14 protein-coding genes are annotated in these 18,557 nt (G+C 72.5%); 4 read left to right on the plus strand and 10 right to left on the minus strand.

Features of this window, described 5'->3' with window-relative positions; all coding sequences use genetic code 11:
- The first annotated feature begins 260 nt into the window (after nt 1-260).
- Complete coding sequence (locus ACFYW9_RS13265) at nt 261-719, plus strand: winged helix-turn-helix transcriptional regulator (protein ID WP_389148631.1); 459 nt, start codon at nt 261-263, stop codon at nt 717-719.
- Between the two features lie 69 nt (nt 720-788).
- On the opposite strand, the gene mutM is transcribed toward ACFYW9_RS13265, so the two are convergent.
- From mutM to ACFYW9_RS13305, 8 genes are all read right to left on the minus strand, one after another.
- Nucleotides 789-1,649: a bifunctional DNA-formamidopyrimidine glycosylase/DNA-(apurinic or apyrimidinic site) lyase gene (mutM, locus tag ACFYW9_RS13270; protein WP_351868830.1), complete on the minus strand. Its 861-nt coding sequence runs from the start codon at nt 1,647-1,649 to the stop codon at nt 789-791.
- Between the two features lie 295 nt (nt 1,650-1,944).
- Nucleotides 1,945-2,802, minus strand: a complete 858-nt coding sequence (rnc, locus tag ACFYW9_RS13275) for a ribonuclease III (RefSeq protein ID WP_351868824.1) — start codon at nt 2,800-2,802, stop codon at nt 1,945-1,947.
- 19 nt (nt 2,803-2,821) lie between these two features.
- Nucleotides 2,822-2,995, minus strand: coding sequence for a 50S ribosomal protein L32 (gene rpmF, locus ACFYW9_RS13280; RefSeq protein WP_006139588.1), 174 nt, complete (start codon nt 2,993-2,995; stop codon nt 2,822-2,824).
- A gap of 2 nt (nt 2,996-2,997) precedes the next feature.
- The gene (locus tag ACFYW9_RS13285; RefSeq protein WP_389148637.1) at nt 2,998-3,642 is read right to left on the minus strand and encodes a YceD family protein; all 645 of its coding nucleotides are present in this window, start codon (nt 3,640-3,642) and stop codon (nt 2,998-3,000) included.
- A gap of 176 nt (nt 3,643-3,818) precedes the next feature.
- Nucleotides 3,819-4,913 (minus strand): cell division initiation protein, encoded by a 1,095-nt coding sequence (locus ACFYW9_RS13290; RefSeq protein WP_389148640.1) that lies wholly within the window; start codon nt 4,911-4,913, stop codon nt 3,819-3,821.
- A 99-nt stretch (nt 4,914-5,012) separates the two neighbouring features.
- Nucleotides 5,013-5,492, minus strand: a complete 480-nt coding sequence (gene coaD, locus ACFYW9_RS13295; protein ID WP_326790782.1) for a pantetheine-phosphate adenylyltransferase — start codon at nt 5,490-5,492, stop codon at nt 5,013-5,015.
- 26 nt (nt 5,493-5,518) lie between these two features.
- Nucleotides 5,519-6,106: a 16S rRNA (guanine(966)-N(2))-methyltransferase RsmD gene (rsmD, locus tag ACFYW9_RS13300; protein ID WP_351868816.1), complete on the minus strand. Its 588-nt coding sequence runs from the start codon at nt 6,104-6,106 to the stop codon at nt 5,519-5,521.
- A 67-nt stretch (nt 6,107-6,173) separates the two neighbouring features.
- Nucleotides 6,174-9,404, minus strand: a complete 3,231-nt coding sequence (locus ACFYW9_RS13305; protein WP_389148644.1) for a helicase-related protein — start codon at nt 9,402-9,404, stop codon at nt 6,174-6,176.
- 165 nt (nt 9,405-9,569) lie between these two features.
- Here ACFYW9_RS13305 and ACFYW9_RS13310 point away from each other — a divergent pair, with 165 nt between their 5' ends.
- Both ACFYW9_RS13310 and ACFYW9_RS13315 read left to right on the plus strand, forming a co-directional pair.
- Nucleotides 9,570-11,408 carry an HSP90 family protein gene (locus tag ACFYW9_RS13310; protein ID WP_389148647.1) on the plus strand — a complete coding sequence of 613 codons (1,839 nt, stop codon included), beginning with the start codon at nt 9,570-9,572 and terminating at the stop codon, nt 11,406-11,408.
- Nucleotides 11,405-14,569 (plus strand): tetratricopeptide repeat protein, encoded by a 3,165-nt coding sequence (locus ACFYW9_RS13315; RefSeq protein ID WP_389148650.1) that lies wholly within the window; start codon nt 11,405-11,407, stop codon nt 14,567-14,569. Before ACFYW9_RS13310 ends, ACFYW9_RS13315 begins: the two co-directional genes overlap by 4 nt.
- Here ACFYW9_RS13315 and ACFYW9_RS13320 read toward each other — a convergent pair.
- Nucleotides 14,550-15,560 carry a LysR family transcriptional regulator gene (locus tag ACFYW9_RS13320; protein ID WP_389148653.1) on the minus strand — a complete coding sequence of 337 codons (1,011 nt, stop codon included), beginning with the start codon at nt 15,558-15,560 and terminating at the stop codon, nt 14,550-14,552. The genes ACFYW9_RS13315 and ACFYW9_RS13320 overlap by 20 nt on opposite strands.
- An 81-nt stretch (nt 15,561-15,641) precedes the next feature.
- On the opposite strand from ACFYW9_RS13320, the gene ACFYW9_RS13325 reads away from it, so the two are divergent.
- Nucleotides 15,642-16,568 (plus strand): DMT family transporter, encoded by a 927-nt coding sequence (locus ACFYW9_RS13325; protein ID WP_389148656.1) that lies wholly within the window; start codon nt 15,642-15,644, stop codon nt 16,566-16,568.
- Nucleotides 16,569-16,587: 19 nt separating this feature from the next.
- Here ACFYW9_RS13325 and ACFYW9_RS13330 read toward each other — a convergent pair whose 3' ends face one another.
- Nucleotides 16,588-18,390 (minus strand): DAK2 domain-containing protein, encoded by a 1,803-nt coding sequence (locus ACFYW9_RS13330; RefSeq protein ID WP_389148659.1) that lies wholly within the window; start codon nt 18,388-18,390, stop codon nt 16,588-16,590.
- Between the last annotated feature and the right edge of the window lie 167 nt (nt 18,391-18,557).

Below are 18,557 nucleotides of genomic sequence, written 5' to 3' on the forward strand. Positions count from 1 at the left end.
GCGACCTGAGTCCGAGTCCCGGCCGATGGCATCAGGTGCGGGTACGTCCGCAGCGTGAAGCCGGGGTCATGGTGCCCCAGGTACTCGCTGACAGCCTTGACGCTCTCCCCCGCGACCCGAGGCGCCGGCCGCCATCCGCGGTCGTTGAAGCGATTCCGGTCCGGCGACAGCCCCATGGGCAATCGACGTGCGGACTCGAGACACTGACCAGGAGTTAGTGCAACCTGCCGGGTGGCGCTGTGGCTGAGTATGCTGGTCGTATGGAATCGTCCGCGCGGATCACGGAGCGCGCCGGGAGCGGCGAGGGCGCCGTGTGCGCCGGCGGCAAGGACCTCGCGTACGACGTGTTCGCCCGCGACTGTCCGTCCCGGGGCACGCTGGAACACGTCACCGGCCGCTGGGGCTCGCTCACGCTGGGGGCGCTGTACGAGGGCACCTTCCGGTTCAACGAGCTGCGCCGCCGGGTCGACGGCGTCAGCGAGAAGATGCTCTCGCAGACCCTGCACGCGCTGGAGCGCGACGGTCTGGTGCACCGTGACGCGTGGCCCACGAACCCGCCGCGCGTCGACTACACCCTCACACCGCTGGGCCGCGAGGTCGCCGAGCGCCTGCTGGCCCTCATCGGCTTCGTCGAAGGGCGCATGGACGACGTCCTGGAAGCCCGTGGGCGCTACGACGAGACCCGCGCGGCCCAGAACGAGGCCCGGAAAGAGGCGTAGGGCGTAGGGGCGCGTGGATCCGGGGCGGCGCCTCGGACCGTCGGACCGGACGCCCGTACCGTCAGATCGTCAGACCGCCGGGCGCGGTGCGCGCTGGCAGCGCGGGCAGAAGTAGCTGGAGCGGTTCATCCAGGCCCGCCGGCGCATCGGGGTCCCGCAGCGGCGGCAGGGTTCGCCCTCGCGCCCGTACGCGTCGAGCGAGCGGTCGAAGTAGCCCGACTCGCCGTTCACGTTGACGTACAGGCTGTCGAAGCTCGTCCCCCCGGCGGCGAGGGCGTCGTTCATGACGTCGCGGACGTGGCCGAGGAGTTCGGCGGTGCGCGGCCGGGTCATGGTTCCGGCCGGGCGTTCGTAGTGCAGCTTGGAGCGCCACAGCGCCTCGTCCGCGTAGATGTTCCCGACACCGCTGATCAGCGACTGGTCGAGCAGGGCGCGCTTGAGGGTCGTACGGCGGGCCCGCAGCGCGGTGTGGAACGCGGCGTCGTCGAAGAGGGGGTCGAGCGGGTCGCGGGCGATGTGCGCGATGACGTCGGGGAGGCCGTCCGCGGTGTTCTCGTGCAGGGACAGCCCGCCGAAGGTGCGCTGGTCGACGAAGCGCAGCTCGGTGCCGCGGTCGTCGTCGAAGCGGACGCGGATGCGCAGATGCTTCTCCTCGGCGGCGTCCTCCGGCTGCACGAGGAGCTGACCGCTCATGCCCAGGTGCGCGAGCACGGAGTACGGCGAGTCGTCGAGGGGCAGCCACAGGTACTTGCCGCGGCGCATCGCCTCGCCCACCCGGTGCCCGGCGAGCGCCTTCGCGAAGCCGTCGGGGCCCGCCAGATGCCGCCGCACCGCCCGCGGATGCCGGACGTCCACGGATCGCACGACCCGCCCGGTGACCCAGCGCTCCAACCCCCGCCGCACGACTTCGACTTCGGGCAGCTCGGGCACGGGACTCCTCCTGAGGGGCGGGCTTGGCCGGTGATGCCGGAAGGGTACATCGCGCCCGGCGGCGGGCGTCGGCGGGCGGTCCGTCCCGAAAGGGGGTCCGTCCCGGAAGGCGGTCCGTCCCGGAAGGGGGGGAGGCGGAACGCCGGGCGCGGCAACGCGGGACGCGTGGCACGGCAACGCCGGGCCCGGCAACGCGCGGACCCCGCCGCGGCGCGAGTGCGCCGGGGCGGGGTCCGTTGGTGCGGGTCCCTCGCACGGGCCGCGAACACCGCGGTCCGTGCGGGGGGTGAAGGATTCAGGCCGTGGCCGTGTCGGTGGTGGGCGTCGAGGAGGTGTCGGCGGTCTCCTCGATGTCCTGAGCCGCCTGCTGGGCGGCACGAGCCACCTGTTCGGCGGCCTGGGCCGACTTCGCGCGTTCGTCCGCGGCGGAGTGGATGGCACGCCACGCGGATTCCGCGGCCTGCTGCTCCGCCTCCTTCTTGCTGCGGCCGGTGCCGGTGCCGTACGAGACGCCTCCGACGCGGGCGGCAGCAGTGAAGACCTTCTCGTGGTCCGGGCCGGTCTCCGTGACCAGGTACTCGGGAACCCCGAGCCCCTCGGTCGCGGTGAGCTCCTGGAGGCTGGTCTTCCAGTCCAGGCCGGCACCGAGATTCGAGGACTTCTCGATCAGCGGGTCGAAGAGCCGGTGGACGAGTTCGCCCGCGGCCTCCAGACCCTGGTCGAGATAGACAGCGCCGATCACCGCTTCAAGGGTGTCGGCGAGGATGGACGCCTTGTCCCGGCCTCCCGTGCCTTCCTCGCCCCGGCCGAGCCGGATGAAGGAGCCGAGTTCGAGGCCGCGGCCCACCTCCGCAAGTGCACGAGAATTGACCACCGCGGCCCGCAGTTTGGCCAGTTGGCCCTCGGGCAGGTCGGGGTGGGTGCGGTACAGCGTGTCCGTGACCACAAGGCCGAGTACGGAGTCCCCGAGGAACTCCAGACGCTCGTTGGTCGGCAGACCGCCGTTCTCGTACGCGTAGGAACGGTGGGTCAGCGCACGCACCAGAAGGGCGGACTCGAGCTTGTAGCCGAGCCGCCCTTCCAGAAGCGTGTGGGACGAGGCTGTGTTGTCCGCCTTTTTCTTGGCGGTTGAATCCGCCTTGGCGTCAGACATCAGACCTCTCACCAGCCGCTCAGACCTCGAGGACCTGGCGCTTGTTGTAGGTGCCACAGGCCGGGCACGCGATGTGCTGCAGCTTGGGCTCGTGGCAGCGCTCGCACGCAACCAGGGTGGGGACCGCAGCCTTCCACTGCGACCGGCGGTGGCGCGTGTTGCTGCGCGACATCTTCCGCTTCGGAACAGCCACGGCTACTTCTCCTGCTTCTCGTCGACGCCCGCTTCGGCGCCGCTCATCTCGTCCTTCTCGCCATCTTCGAGTGAACCGGCGAGTCCCTGCAGTGCCGCCCAACGGATGTCGACGGCGTCATGGTGGTGGTCCGGGTCGTCCGCGAGCCGGACTCCGCATTCGGAGCACAGACCCGGGCAGTCGTCCTGGCACACCGGCTGCATCGGCAGTGCGAGCACCACCGCATCACGCAGCACGGGTTCGAGGTCGAACAATCCGTCCTCGAGAGGGAGCGTGTCCTCGTCTTCCTCGGCGTCGTCGGCCGGCTCCGCCTTGGGGCGGCCCCGGTCGTCGGCGTCAGGGTACGAGAACATCTCCTGGAAATCCGCTTCGAGCACCTGCTCAAGCGGCTCAAGACACCTTACGCACTCCCCCTCGGCCGATGCACGGGCGGTGCCTGTGACAAGCACCCCTTCCATGACCGACTCGAGACGGAGTTCGAGCTCCACCGGGGCGCCTTCCGGCACTCCGATGACACCCTGGATCCCGAGATCCCTGGGAGCGTCGATCGTGCGGGTCAGGCGCTGGAGCGCGCCAGGACGCCGCCCCAGCTCGTGTGTGTCGAACACGAGAGGATTGCGGTGGTCGAGGCGGGCGTTCAGAGCCATGACTGCTTTCGGTTCTCGATCTCAGGGGATGCCACCCCCGGTGTACCGCGGGCAGCGTTGATCGCGGACGTACACGCGACCGAAGAGCCAGGATACTGGACCTTTCGCTCTCGGCCCAATCCGGTGCACGCCCGCCCCCGGCCGGGCGGCCGCGCGCGCCCCTGCTGACCGGACGGTCAGTGGCCGCCGCGCCCCTGCTCGTACGCCCTGAGCTGGTCCGCGCTGATCATGCTGGTGTCGAAGAGGCTGGCCTCGTCGAGGGCGTGGTTCTGCTGGTCCATGGCCTGGGCCTGCTGCTGGGCGTAGACCTGCTGGTTCTGGTCGTAGCCCTGCTGGTCGTAGCCCTGCTGCTGGTAGGCGGCGTACGGGTCGGCCTGCTGGTAGCCGTAGGCGTCCTGCTGCTGGGCGTACTGCTGCTGGTAGCCGTACGGGTCGGCCTGCTGCTGGTAGCCGTACCCGTCCTGCTGCCCGTAGGACGGCTGGGCTGCCGGCTCCGGGGTCCGGGCGGCCGGCTCCGATGCCCGGGCGCCCTGTTCGGGACCGTCGGAGAGCTCCGCGAGGCCGGCGAGGTAGTCGGCGTCGCTGGTGTGCGCCCCCGGCGTCCCGTCGTCCCCGAAGGAGCCGAGTTCGCCGAGGTCGTCGCTGGCGATCCGGCCCTGGAGCTTCTCCCGGCCGCGGCCGACGGCCTCCAGGGTCTTGGCGAGGACGGCCTCGAAGGCACCGAGCTTGGCGTCGACGTATTCGTCGGCGTTGCGGCGCAGGGTCTCCGGGTCGTAGCTGCGCTCGGGGGCGTCCTCGTCCTCGTAGCCCTGCTCGTCGAGGCCCGGACCGGTGCCGAGGAGCTTCTCGCGGCCGCGGCCGACGGAGCCGAGGGTCTTGGTGAGGACGACCTCGAAGTTGGCGAGCTGGGAGTCGACGTAGTCGTCGGCCTCCGCGCGGATCTCCTCGGCCTCCCTGCGGGACTCGTTCAGGATGCGGTCCGCCTCGTTCTGCGAGCGGCGGGCGACCTCGGTGTCGGAGATGAGCGAGCCGCGCTCGGCGTGCGCGGTCTCGATGATCCGCTCGGCCTCCTGACGGGCCCGCTCGACCATCTCCTCGCGTCCGCCGATCAGCTCCTGCGCCTGGGCGAGGGAGCCGGGCAGCGCCTGGCGCACCTCTTCCAGCAACGAGAGCAGCTCGGCGCGGTTGACCACGCACGATGCCGACATGGGCATGGAACGGGCACTGCCGACCGTCTGGACGATCTCATCGAGCTTCTTCTGCACGTCCACCGTGTGCTCGCCACTCTCTACAGCTGTGATGGAGACGGACGGGACGACTGTACGACCACTCCCTTGCCGTCCGACACCGGGTGACGGACTGTCAGTCGCTCAGTCCTGGCCGAGCCGCCCCTTGAGCGCCTCCAGGACCACCGGCGGCACCAGGTGGGAGATGTCACCGCCCCAGTTCGCGACTTCCTTCACCAGCGACGAGGAGAGGAAGCTGTAGGTGGGGCTGGTCGGGATGAACAGGGTCTCGACACCCGAGAGGCCGATGTTCATCTGGGCCATCTGGAGTTCGTAGTCGAAGTCGCTGACCGCGCGCAGGCCCTTGACGATGGCCGGGATGTCCCGCTGCTTGCAGTAGTCGACGAGGAGGCCGTGGTAGGCCTCGACCTGGACGTTGCCGAACTCGGCCGTGACCTCGCGGATCAGCTCGATCCGCTCGTCGACCGTGAACAGGCCCTTCTTCGACTGATTGATCATCACCACGACGTGCACGACGTCGTAGAGCGCGGAGGCGCGGGCGATGATGTCGAGGTGTCCGTTGGTGATGGGGTCGAATGACCCCGGACAGACGGCGCGGCGCAACAGTGGTCCCTCGCTCTCCGGTCCGGTCATCGTGCGTCTTCGCACGTAGAGGCGGCGCGACCGTACCAAAACGTTCCCTCGCCGTATCGACGGGCCCTGACGGCCTCGAAACCGTCCGGCCAGCCGAATTCACCGCCTCTGGTGCTGCGCTCCACGGTGACGAGCGCATCCTCCGCGAGCCAGCCCCCGGTGCGGAGTGTGAGCAGAATCTCCCGAAGATCGCCGTCCGGGACGACGTACGGAGGGTCCAGGAAGACCAGGTCGTACGGTGCCTCGGGCGCCGCCGCCTTGACGATCTGCTCCGCTTTGCCCGCTCTGACCTCGGCGCCGGGCAGGCCCAGCGTCTTCACGTTGTCGCGGATGACCTTGGCCGCGCGGGCGTCCGCCTCCACGAGCAGGGTGTGGCCGGCACCGCGGCTGAGCGCCTCCAGGCCGACGGCGCCCGAGCCGGCGTACAGGTCGAGCACGCGCTCGCCCTCCAGCGGGCCGCCGAGCAGGGACTGCCAGGTGGAGAAGAGGCCCTCGCGCGCGCGGTCGGAGGTGGGGCGGGTGCCGGTGCCCGGCGGGACGGCCAGACGGCGTCCGCCGGCCCGGCCGGCGATCACGCGGGTCATGAGGGTCCTTTGCGCTGGGGGTGGTCGGTTCCTCCCAGTCTCTCAGCCGCCGGCCCCTCGCCGCCGCTCAGCCCTTGTCCAGGTACCGCTCCCGTTCCTCGTCCAGCAGGGCGTCCAGGGCGACGCGCAGACCGGGCAGGCCCGTGAGGTCCGGGTCCGCGGCGACGACCGCGGTGGCCTCCTCGCGGGCCTCCGCGATGATCTCCTCGTCCTCGATGACGGCGAGCATGCGCAGCGAGGAGCGGACACCGGACTGTGCCTGGCCGAGGACGTCGCCCTCGCGGCGCTGTTCGAGGTCGATGCGGGAGAGCTCGAAGCCGTCCAGGGTCGAGGCCACCGCGTTCAGCCGCTGGCGGGCCGGGCTCGCCTCCGGCATCTCGGAGACCAGCAGGCACAGCCCCGCCGCCGAGCCGCGGCCGACCCGGCCGCGCAGCTGGTGGAGCTGGGAGACGCCGAAGCGGTCCGCGTCCATGATCACCATGGCGGTGGCGTTCGGGACGTTCACCCCGACCTCGATCACGGTCGTGGCGACCAGGACGTGCGTCTCGCCCGCGGCGAAGCGGCGCATCACGGCGTCCTTGTCGTCGGGGTGCATCCTGCCGTGCAGGACCTCGACCCTCAGGCCCTGCAGGGGACCCTTGGCGAGCTGGTCGGCGACGTCCAGGACGGCCAGCGGCGGGCGCTTCTCGGCCTCGTCTTCGGGGGACTTCTTCTTGCCGCCCTTCTTCGGGTCGTCGTCCTCGTCACCGATGCGGGGGCAGACGACGTACGCCTGATGGCCGTTCTCCACCTCTTCGCGCACGCGCTCCCACGCGCGCGTGAGGAAGTGCGGTTTGTCCGCGGCCGGGACGACATGGCTGGCGATCGGGGACCGTCCGGCGGGGAGCTGGTCGAGCACGGAGGTCTCCAGGTCGCCGAAGACCGTCATCGCGACCGTGCGCGGGATGGGCGTGGCGGTCATCACCAGGAGGTGCGGGGGCTGTTTGCCCTTGCCGCGCAGGGCGTCGCGCTGCTCGACACCGAAGCGGTGCTGTTCGTCGACCACGACCAGGCCCAGATCGTGGAACTGCACCTTGTCCTCGATCAGCGCGTGGGTGCCGATCACGATCCCGGCCTCGCCGGTGACCAGGTCGAGCAGCGCCTGCCGCCGGCCCGCCGCCCCCATGGAGCCGGTGAGCAGCACGACCTTCGTGGAGTGCTCGGCCCCGCCGAGCATCCCGCCCTCGGCCAGCTCGCCCATCATCTCGGTGACCGACCGGTGGTGCTGCTGGGCGAGCACCTCGGTGGGCGCGAGCATCGCGGCCTGCCCGCCCGCGTCGACGACGGCGAGCATGGCGCGCAGGGCCACCATGGTGTTGTGGGTGACAGTGAAGTTGTCGGTGACGTAGGCATGACTCGGGTGAGCAACGCTGATGCACTGGACCGGTTTGCGGCCCACGTACTCCACAGCCCGAATGCCTCGTCGGAATGTGTTGTATTTCGGGCGAGGGCAGACCCGATCGGCCTTACGGGACAGCCTGAAGGGTGCGTATTCGACAGGGAGCGCCACCGAGACGTTGAAGGCGGCCTTCGTGGGCAGCACCCGAGCCCGTCCGCCCAGGGAACGCACGAGCCACGCGACGTCCTCCGCGAGCCTGAGCGAGGCGGAGCAAAGGGAGATACTCATTCCGTCCTTGTGCACCGTGCCGTCCGTGTCCAGCAGCCCCTGGAGGAGAGCGAGACGGTTCTTGACGGACGTGTTCTTGAACTCCTGCGGGATGAACTTGCCGTGGGACGTCTTGCCCCAAAGGTCGAGGTTCCGCAGCGCCTGGATGACTGGGTTCCGGACACCGCCGGAGCGCTGCTTCAACTGGATCGTGTAGTCGCAGCGTGATCCCGACACCGGAACCAGCCGGCAGTCCGATGCAACAGCACTCGCCGCGGCGTCGCGGATCTCTTCGTCGATCGTTGAAAGACGAAGATTATGCCGGAATGAACCGTCACCCAACAGCAGCCCGAAGAGGTAGGGATCGAGCGGCAACTCGACGTCCGATCCGAGGTCGACCGGAGCTGCGGGAGGGATGTACCACTTCGACGATCCGTTCGCCTTGAACGTGTCGAGACGGATCTCCCTGGTGGTCATCGTCTTGGGCACCTGGCCGCGATGCCACGCGCAGCTCGTTCCGACGATCCAGAGGTGCTCGTCGTCGCACTCCACGGAACTTCCGTCGGAGAGGACCAAGCGCCAGACGTCACGCTCTCCCTGAGGAAAGACCCCGTCGATCACAGCGATCTCGCCATCGGGTACGACCACTTCGTCGCCCTCCCGCAGGTCCCCCATCCGACGGAAACCCGTGGGTGTCAGCACCGTCGAGTCGAGGGGCTGAGCCTTTCCGGAACCCACCTCCCCCTGGAGCAGCCGGTGCATCGGGTGTTCGGTGGCGAGGCCGTCGAAGATCTCCTTGGAGACCTTCCGCTGGCCCTCGGTGAGGGTGAAGGGGAGCTTGGCGTCGAAGGCGGTCAGCAGGCCGTCCGGCGCGGGGACGCGGGCTACGGCGGGGAGCTGGGCGTCGGCGTGGCGGCGGCGGGCCAGGGCGACCTGGAGGACGAAGGCCTCGTCCCACTTCAGGCGGGCTCGGGCGTCGTGGATGTCCGCCTTGGTGTGCGGGCGGTGGATCTTGAGGAGGGCCTCGGGGAGGGTGACCAGGCCGCGGCCGTCGCGCAGCGGGTCCGGGAGGGGATCGACCGCCTCCTGTGCGCTCGGCAGCACCGTCTGCACGGACTTGGCGATCTTCCAGGACTCCAGCTTGGCGGTCGCCGGGTAGATCGGGATGAGGGCGCCCGCCCAGCTGTCGACGCTCTCCGCGGCCTCGTCGCCCTCGCCGCGCAGCAGTTCGTAGGCCGGGTGGGCGAGCTGGAGGCGGCGGTTGAAGACGGAGACCTTGCCGGAGAACATCGCGCGGGTGCCGGGCAGCAGGTCCTTGTGGGGCTTGTGCACGCCGTGCCCGAAGAAGACCAGCTGGAGGCGGCCGCTGCCGTCCGTGATGGTGACTTCGAGGCGCTGGCCCTTGCCGCGGGGCGCCTTGGAGGAGGCGAAGGTGTGCAGGCGCGCGTCGGCGACCTGGGCCACGACCGTCACGTGCTCGTCCATCGGCAGGTCGGCGAGGTGGGTGAGCTGCCCGCGCTCCTCGTATCTGCGGGGGTAGTGGTGCAGCAGGTCGCCGACGGTGTGCAGGCCGAGGTGCTCGGCCATCACCTTCGCGGTGGCGGGACCGAGCGCCTTCTTCAGTGGTTCTTCGAGCACGGGCACGAGATCCATTGCACACCACGGCACTGACATTGCCGTATACGTCCTGGAAATCCGCTGGTCAGACGGCTCGTTCCGGGCCTAGGATGACGCGCTCCGGCCCTCTTCGCGGTCACCGCCCCCGGGACCGCCCGACCCGCGCCGTGGCCCGTCCCCCCACCGACCGGCGCAGCGACGATGGACTCCCAGACCTCACAGCCGTCACAGGCCTCCCCGTCACCTCATACGTTCCAGGTCGACCTGCGCGGTCTGGTCGATCTCCTCTCCCATCACCTCTACTCCAGCCCCAAGGTCTATCTGCGCGAGCTGCTGCAGAACGCCGTCGACGCGATCACCGCGCGGCGCGCCGAGGATCCGGACGCCCCGACCACGGTGCGGCTGTACGCCGAAGGCGGGACCCTGCGGGTGGAGGACTCCGGTGTCGGGCTCACCGAGTCCGACGTGCACAGTCTGCTGGCGACCATCGGCCGCAGTTCCAAGCGGAACGACGGCCTGGAGTCGGCGCGTTCGGACTTCCTCGGCCAGTTCGGCATCGGGTTGCTGGCGTGTTTCGTCGTCGCCGAGCGGATCCGGGTGGTCAGCCGCAGCGCCCGGACGCCCGAGGCGGCGCCCGTCGAGTGGACGGCGACCGACGACGGCTCGTACACCGTGCGGACCCTGCCGCAGGAGGCGCGCGCCGAGCCGGGCACCACCGTGCACCTGGTGGCGCGGGCCGGGGCCGGCGAGTGGCTGAGCCCGGAGCGGGTCCGGTCGCTGGCGCGCGACTTCGGGGCGCTGCTGCCGTACGACGTACGGGTCGGCGACGAGGCGATCGCGGACCTGCCCGCGCCCTGGGACCGGCCCCACCCGAGCCCCTCCGCCCGGCGGGTCGCCCTGGCCCGGCACTGCCGGGAGCTGTTCGGGTTCACTCCGCTGGACTCGATCGACCTGGACGTGCCGCTCGCCGGGATCCGGGGTGTGGCCTATGTACTGCCGACGGCGGTCAGTCCCGCCCAGCGCACGAGCCACCGCGTGCACCTGAAGGGCATGCTGCTCACCGAGCGGGCCGAACAGCTTCTGCCGGACTGGGCGTTCTTCGTGCGCTGCGTCCTCGACACGGACAGCCTGCGGCCCACCGCGTCCCGCGAGTCGCTGTACGAGGACGAGACCCTGGCCGCCGTACGGGAGGCGCTCGGCGAGCGCATCCGGTCCTGGCTGACCGGACTCGCGGCGGGTGACCCGGAACGGCTGGCCGCGTTCCTGTCCGTGCACCACCTGGGCGTGAAGTCGCTGGCTCGGCACGACGCGGAGATGCTGCGCACGATGCTGCCGTGGCTGCCCTTCGAGACGACCGACGGACCGCTGTCCCTGGAGGAGTTCGCGCAGCGGCACCCGGTGGTGCACTTCACGCGGACCGTGGAGGAGTACCGGCAGGTCGCGCCGATCGCCTCCGCGCAGGGGGTCGGGGTCGTCAACGGCGGCTACACGTACGACAGCGAGCTGATCGAGGCCCTGCCCGCCGTCCGTCCGGGTACGACCGTCTCGGAGCTGGACGCGGACACCGTCACGGCCCACCTGGACGCGGTCGACCCGGCCGAGGAGCTGGCGCTGGCCGGCTTCCTCGCCGCCGCGCGGGCCCGGCTCGACCCGCTGAACTGCGACGTCGTGCTGCGCGCCTTCCACCCGCTGTCGGTGCCCGCCCTGCATCTGGACGACCGGGCGGCCCGTCACGAACAGGCCCGGGCGGAGGCCGAGGAGCAGGCCGACGACCTGTGGGCGGGCATCCTCGGCTCGCTGCGCGGCAGCGCACCGCGCGCGCGTCTGGTCCTCAACCATCTCAACCCGCTGATCCGCAGGATCAGTTCGCTCGGTGATCCGGACCTCGTCGGAACGGCCACGGAGTCCCTGTACGGACAGGCCCTGCTGATGGCCCAGCGCCCGCTGCGGCCCGCGGACTCGGCGCTCCTGAACCGCGCCTTCATCGGCCTCCTGGAATGGGCCACCCACACCGACCCCGGGAAGGACGACCGCCGATGACCCCGGCCATGGACTTCGACACGCTGCGCCGGGCGATGGCGGACAACTACGAGCAGCCGGAGGGTCCCGGGCGCAACGCGCGCGCGGAGCAACTGCTCGTGGAGGCCGAGCGGCTGAACATCCCGCTCGCCGTCGTCGAGGCGCTCGTCCACCAGCTGAAGGTCTACAACTACAGCTCCGAGAAGGGCAAGATGTTCGTGCCCTTCGCGCGCCTGCTGCGCATGTGGGACGAACACCCCGAGGACTTCGACGAGTTCGAGATCCACTCCCTGCACTGGGTCTTCAAGTGGGTGTCGGCGGGCATGCTCGACCAGCCGCACGTCCCGCTCGCCTCCATAGAGAAGTGGCTCGGCGAGATGGAGCGGCGCTACCGCCTCGCCGGTCACTCCGAACGGGCCGTGCGCGGCGCCGAGTTCAGCGTCGCCGCCCATCTGGGCGACCTGGAGCGCGCCGAGCGGGCGTACACCGCCTGGCTGGCGGCGGACCGCGACGCGATGGCCGACTGCCACGCGTGCGAGCTGCACGGCCAGGGGTGGTGGCGCGCGGTGCGCGGCGCGGACGAGGAGGCGCTGGAGCTGTGGGCTCCGGTGCTCCGGGGCGAGTACACCTGCGCCCACGAGCCGCACACCGTGCTCGCGTCCTCCCTGCTGCCGCTGCTGCGCCTGGGGCGGACCGAGGAGGCGCGCTCCCATCATCTGCGGGGTTTCCGGCTGGTGCGGGCCATGGAGAGCCTGCGGGGCGCGTACGCGGACCACGTGGAGTTCTGCGCCCTGACCGGCAACGAGGCGCGCGCCCTGGAGCTGCTCGCGGAGCGCCCGGCCTATTTCACGGACTCCGGGGATCCGCGCAGCCGGCTGGACTTCATGTCGGTCGTGGCGCTCGCCATGGACAGGCTGACCGTGCTCGGGCTCGGCGGGCAGTCGGTTCCCGGGCCCGCGGGGCGGGAGTGGACGGCGGCGGAACTCGCCGTGCACGCGCGCGGGGAGGCGCTCGCGCTGGCCGCGCGGTTCGACGAGCGCAACGGCACGTCGTACGTCGGTGAGCGGGCCCGCGCGCGCATGGACCAGCCGGTGCTCGTCGGCCGACTGCCGCTGGGCGTTCGCTCCGCGGCCCCGGCCCGCTCCGGGTCCAGGCCGCCGGCGCCGGTGCCCGCGCCTCCGGAAGCCGGGGCCGGGGCCGAGGCCGCCGAGCCGGGCCTGGACGCGCTGCTCGCCGAGGCCCGGCGGCTCTCGGCGCTGCGGGACCCGGACGCGGTCGAGGCGTGGGCGGCGGTCTCGCGCGCCGCCGAGGGCCAGGAGCTGGCGGTCCGCGACCGCGCGGAGATCGCCGATCACGCGGCGATGGGACGCGGGCCGCAGGGCGCCGCTCTCTTCCACCGGGCCGCCGGGCTGTACGCCGAGGCGGGCGACCCGGGTGAGGCGCTGGCGGCCCGTTCCCGCGCCGCGTACGTCCAGGCGCTGTCGGGCGGGTCCGCGCAGGCCCTGGAGGTCGTCACGGAGCTGCGCGCGCAGGCGCTCGCCCTGTTCGCGGGGGGTGGGACGGGGGTCTCGCAGACGGCGTCCGTGCTGGTGAGCCGGGCCCGGACGCTGATGCACCGGGTGGACGAACTGGAGACCGGCGCGGTGAGCGGGCAGCCGCTCCCCGACACCGACACCGACACCGACACCGACACCGGCTCCGGCTCCGGCTCCGGCTCCGGCTCCGGCTCCGAGGCCGATGTCATGGTCGCCGCCGAGGAGGCCGCGCGGGAGCTGCTGGCCCTCGCGGAGGCGCACGCCGGGGACGACGCGGGCCTCGCCTCGCGGGCCGCCGAGGCGTACGCGATGCTCGGGGAGCTCGCGGCCCGCGCCGACGACGCCGAAGCGGCCGCCGGACTCCTCCGGCGCGCCGTCGACGGGTTCGTGGCGGCGGGGCTGCCGTGGTTCGCCGTCGAGTACGACTCCCGGCTCGCCGGGATCGCGACGCATCTCGGCGACCTGGAGGCGGCGGAACGGGCGACGCGCGACGCGCTGGATCACGGGGGCTCCCACCTGGAGCCGATGGGCCATGCCCAGCTTCACCTCCGGCTCGCCGAGACACTCGCGGCCACCGGACAGCTCGGCCCCGCCTCGGAGCATGCCCTGGAGGCCGCGCACTGGGCCGACGAGGCGGGCGGGGCCGCCACGTTCGGGGCCTGGGCGCGCCACCACCTCGGTGGTTTCCTGCTGCGGCTCGGGCGGTGGTCGGAGGCCGCCGAGATCCTGGAGTCGGCGCTGCCGGATCTGACCGCCGAGATGCACGGCGAGGGCGCGATCGTGCAGACGCGCTGGTGGCTCGGCGACTGCCTCACCGAGCTCGGCGAACACCGCAAGGCCGCCGAACACTGGTTGCGTGCCGCCGACATCGCCCGGCACTGGCCCGAGCAGCGCGACCACGCGATGCTCGCGAACCTCGCGGCCGAGGCCCTCACGCACGCCGGGATGACCGCGCGGGCCGATCAGGCGTACGCCCGTGCGTGCGACCTGTGGCGCGAGCTGGGCGACGTCGGCGGGCTCGTCCGCACGCTCCGGGCCCGCGCGTGGGCCGCGGCCTGGCGGGACGGCGTGCTCGGCGAGGCGCGGAAGCTGATGGCGGAGGCGATCCAGGAGTGCGCGTCGGCGGCGAAGGGCCGGCCGGCCGCCCCGGACTCGCCGGGAGCCGGACAGCCGGACGGAGCGGACGGCCCGTCCGAGGCCGGGGCGGCGAGGACGGACCGCGGCGCCGGTGTCGGTGTCGGTGTCGGTGTCGAAAGCGAAAGCGAAAGCGAAAGCGAGGACGCGGAGGCGGGGCTCCGTCTCGTCGCCGAACTCGGGCACACCCACCGTCAGTTCGGTGACCTGGTGGCGCGCTCGGTGCCGGACGACGCGGAGGAGGCCGTCGTGCGGGAGGTGTTCGAGGAGGCACTCGGGCACATGGCCAGGGCGATCACCGTGTTCGCCTCCCTCGGCGACCCCCTGCTCGGTGCCCGGACGGGCGCCGAACTGGCGGCCGGCTGGCTGGAGGCCGACCTGGGGCGGCACGAGGCCGCCTCGGCCCGCGCGCGCACGGTCCTCGCCGTGTGCGACCGGCTGGACGCGGAGACCGCCGGGGCCCGGCGGGCCGAGGCCGAGAAGATGCGCGAGCTCACGAGGAAGGCCGGCTAGGAGCTGTCCGGCCGTTCCCGTCGTCGCCGGCAGGGCGGGCGGGAGCGGCCGGGCCCCGGCCCCGCGGCTGACGGGCGGGCCCGGGATCCGGGTCGTCGCCGGCGCGGATCGTCTCGGCCGCGCGGCGCAGTTCGCCGAGGACCGTCCGTACGGCCTTGCGGGCCGCGCTCTCGGGACGGTGGAGCACGTCGATGCGGCGTACGGCGTGGACCCCGGTCAGCGGTCTGAGGACCAGGGCGGGATGCGGGCGTGTGGTCCAGCGGGGCATCAGGGCGAGGCCGCCTCCCGCGGCGACGGTCTCCGCGACCACCGCGAACTCGTTGATGCGGTGGACGATGTCGAGCCGCCGGTTCGCGGCGGTCGCGATGGCGTCGACGGTGGCCATCAGCGGGAAGCCGTCGTGCACGGTGATCCAGGGCAGACCCGCGACATCGTCCGGGGTCAGGCTCGCCTCGCGGGCCAGCGGGTGGTCGGCGGGCAGGGCGACGTCGAGGGGTTCGCTCAGCAGCGTGGTCGCGGTGACGGTGCGCGGCCAGGGCGGTGTGTGCGCGAGATGGTGGGCGAGCACGAGGTCGTAGTCCCGGGTCAGCCGGGGGAAGTGGTCCTGCGCCACGTCCTGGTCGGCGAGCGAGAGCCGCGGGGCCGTCTCGGCCCGGTCGCGCAGCAGGACCGGGAAGAACGTGGCGGCCGCGCTGTGGAAGGCGGCCACCGACACGTCTCCGGCCGGCTCCTCGACGAACTCGTCCACGCAGTGCCGTGCCCGGGCGAGGGCGCTCTCCACCTCGATCGCCGCACCGGCCAGCACCCGCCCGGCGTCCGTCAGCACCAGCCGCCGTCCGTCGCGTTCGGTGAGCGGGACCGGGATCGAGCGCTGCAGCAGGCGCAGGTGCTGCGAGACCGCCGAGGGGGTCATCAGCAGCGCCTCCGCCACGGCGGTGACACTTCCCAGTTCGCCCAGTTCACGCAGGATCCGCAACTGCCGCTCGTTCACCCGCTCATTGTAGTGATGCTTAAAAGACCCTGAAGAACTTCGGTCTGGGCTTCAGGGTCGGTGTACGGGAGCGTGTGGGGCGTGTCCCGAGTCCGCAGCACCGACGCGGTGCTTCTCCTTGTCGCCGTCGTCTGGGGTTCCAGTTATCTGGCCGCCAAGTCCGCCACGTCGGCGCTCCCCGTCCTGCTCGTCCTGTTCGCCCGGTACGGCATCTCCGCCGTCGCCTGCGTCGCCCTGGTCGCCGCCCGGCGCCGGACCCGGCGCTGCACGCGCGACGAGCTGCGCGTCGGGGCCTTGCTGGGGGTCACCCAGGCGGCGGTCCTGATCCTGGAGACGTACGGGGTCGCGCACACCAGCGCGGCCAACGCGGGCCTGATCATCAGCCTCACCATCGTCCTCACCCCGCTGCTGGACCGTACGTCCGGCGCGGGGCGGCTGCCGCCCCGCTACTTCGCCGCCACCGGCCTGTGCCTGTTGGCCGTCGGGCTCCTGGTGTCGGGCAGCGGCTTCCACTCCCCTCGCGGCGGTGACCTGCTGATCCTCGCCGCCGCCCTGGTCCGCGCGGCCCATGTGGCCCTGGTGGGGCGGCTCACCGCCCGTCACCCGGTACGGCCGTTGCACGTCACGGCCGTCCAGACGGTCGTCGGCGCCGTCCTGTTCACGGTGCCCGTCGCGGGCAGCCTGACGGCGCTCGGCGGGGTCGATGCCGGGGGCTGGGCACGGCTTCTCTATCTCGCCCTGTTCTGCGGCCTGTTCGCCTTCCTCGCCCAGACCTGGGCGGTGCAGCGCAGCTCCGCGAGCCGGGTCAGTCTGCTGCTGGGCACCGAGCCGGTCTGGGCCGTCGCGGTCGGCCTCGCCCTGGGCGGCGAACGTCTGACGGCCCTCACCGCTCTCGGCGCCGTGGTCATGGTCGCCGGGACCTACTGGGGGCAGGCCGTCGAACGCGTCCACCGGATGGCCGGGGCCCCGGAGGTCCCCCGGCGGTCCGAGGTGCCCGCGGGGGCCTGACCGCCGGCACCCGGGCCCGCTACTCGACCCCGATCAGCAGCAACGCGCCCTGGCGTCCGCCCCGGTACACCACGGTGTCCACCGCGAGGTACGACTCCCGCACCCGGGACTCCAGGCGCGCGGCGATGGTCTCGGGGGCCTCGTCGCCCAGGACGAGGGTGACCATCTCGCCGCCCGCCGCGAGCATGCGGTCGAGGACGGTCTCGGCCGTGGCGGTGACGTCGGTGCCGATGACGGCGACGTCGCCGTCGATGAGGCCGAGGACGTCTCCGGCCTGGCAGATGCCGGCCATGGTCCAGGACTGCCGCTCGGCGACGGCGACCTCGGCGTAGCGGGTGGCGCCGGCCGCCGAGGTCATGGCGACGACGTCCTCGTCGAAGCGGCGCTCGGGTTCGTGCACGGCCAGCGCGGCGATGCCCTGCACCGCGGAGCGGGTCGGGATCAGCGCGACCCGGACGCCCTCGGCACGGGCCTGTTCGGCGGCGGCCGCCGCGGTGTGCCGCAGGTCGGCGTCGTTGGGCAGCAGCACCACCTCGCGCGCGTGGGCCCGTCGTACGGCCTCCACCAGCTCCCCGCTGGCGGGCGGCTCCCCCGGCCGGGCGAGCACGGTGGTCGCCCCGGCCTCCGTGTAGAGCCCGGCCAGGCCCTCGCCGGGCACGACGGCCACGACGGCCCGCTGCGCCCGCTCCCGGGGCGGGCGCCCCGTCCCGGCTCCGGTGTGCGCGTCACCGAGCCCGAAGTGGGTGATCCGGATGCGGTGCGGACGCCCCGCCTCGACGCCCGCCTCGACGGCCGCGCCCGCGTCGTCCACGTGCACGTGGACGTTCCACAGGCCGTCGCCGCCGACCACGACGAGGGAGTCGCCGAGGCCGTCGAGACGGTCCCGCAGCCGCTCCACGGCGGAGTCCTCCGCTTCCAGGAGGTAGATCACCTCGAAGGCGGGGTGGCCGGTCTCCGCGGCCGCGTCCCCGCAGGCTGCCGTCGCGTCGGCGCCGTGGCCGTCCGGCCCGGCGGCCCGGGAGCCGCCGGCTCCGGCGTCGGCGGCGGGGGCCGGGATGCCGGCCGGACCGGGCACGCCCCTGGTGCCGGGAACGGCCCCCTCCACCGGCTCGTGCGGCGCGGCGGAGACGAACGGTCTCGGCGCCTCCCCCGTGAACGTCTCGACCAGCGCCGCGAGGACCGCCACCAGTCCTCGCCCGCCCGCGTCGACCACCCCGGCGTGCCGCAGTACGGCGAGCTGCCCGGTGGTCGCCGTGAGCGCGGTGCCCGCTCCCTCGTGGGCCGCGAGCGCGACCGTGCCGCAGTCCCCCTCGGCGCCGCAGGCCGCTTCGGCGGCGGCCGAGGCGACGGTGAGGACCGTGCCCTCGACGGGGTGCGCGACGGCCCCCCGGGCTGAATCGGCGGCGTTGCGCAGCGCGAGGCACAGGCCCCGGCCGTCGGTGTGAGCGGCCTCGCCCTCGGCGGCGAGCACCTGGGCCATTCCCCGCAGCAACTGGGCGAGGATGGTTCCGGAGTTGCCCCGGGCCCCGATCAGGGCGCCGTGCGCCATGGCCCTGATGGCGTCGGCGAGGGAGACGTCGCTCCCACCGGCGGCCCCGGCTCCTTCGGCCGTCGCGGCCGCCTCGTGCCCCGCGAACACCGCCTCGACGGCCGCCGCGGCCGACTCCACCGTCAGGTACAGGTTCGTCCCGGTGTCCCCGTCGGCGACCGGGTAGACATTGATCGCGTCGATCTCCTCGCGCGCACGGCCCAGGGCCTGAAGCGCGAGGCCGCACCAGGTGCGCACCGCGACAGCATCGAATGTCTGCGGCACCTGCGGCACCTGCGCCTCCTTGAGCTGCTGGACGTGGGAGGCAGCGTAGACCCAGAACGGGTTACTGCCGGTAGAGGGCCCCGGGCCCGAGGAGGGCGGGGTGGCAACCGGCAGGTCATGGTAGTTTCGTTCTCCGGACGCAGTCGTTGTATGCTGCTCCAGTTGCCCGATCCGAT

Source organism: Streptomyces sp. NPDC002698, assembly GCF_042888945.1.
GTDB lineage: Bacteria > Actinomycetota > Actinomycetes > Streptomycetales > Streptomycetaceae > Streptomyces.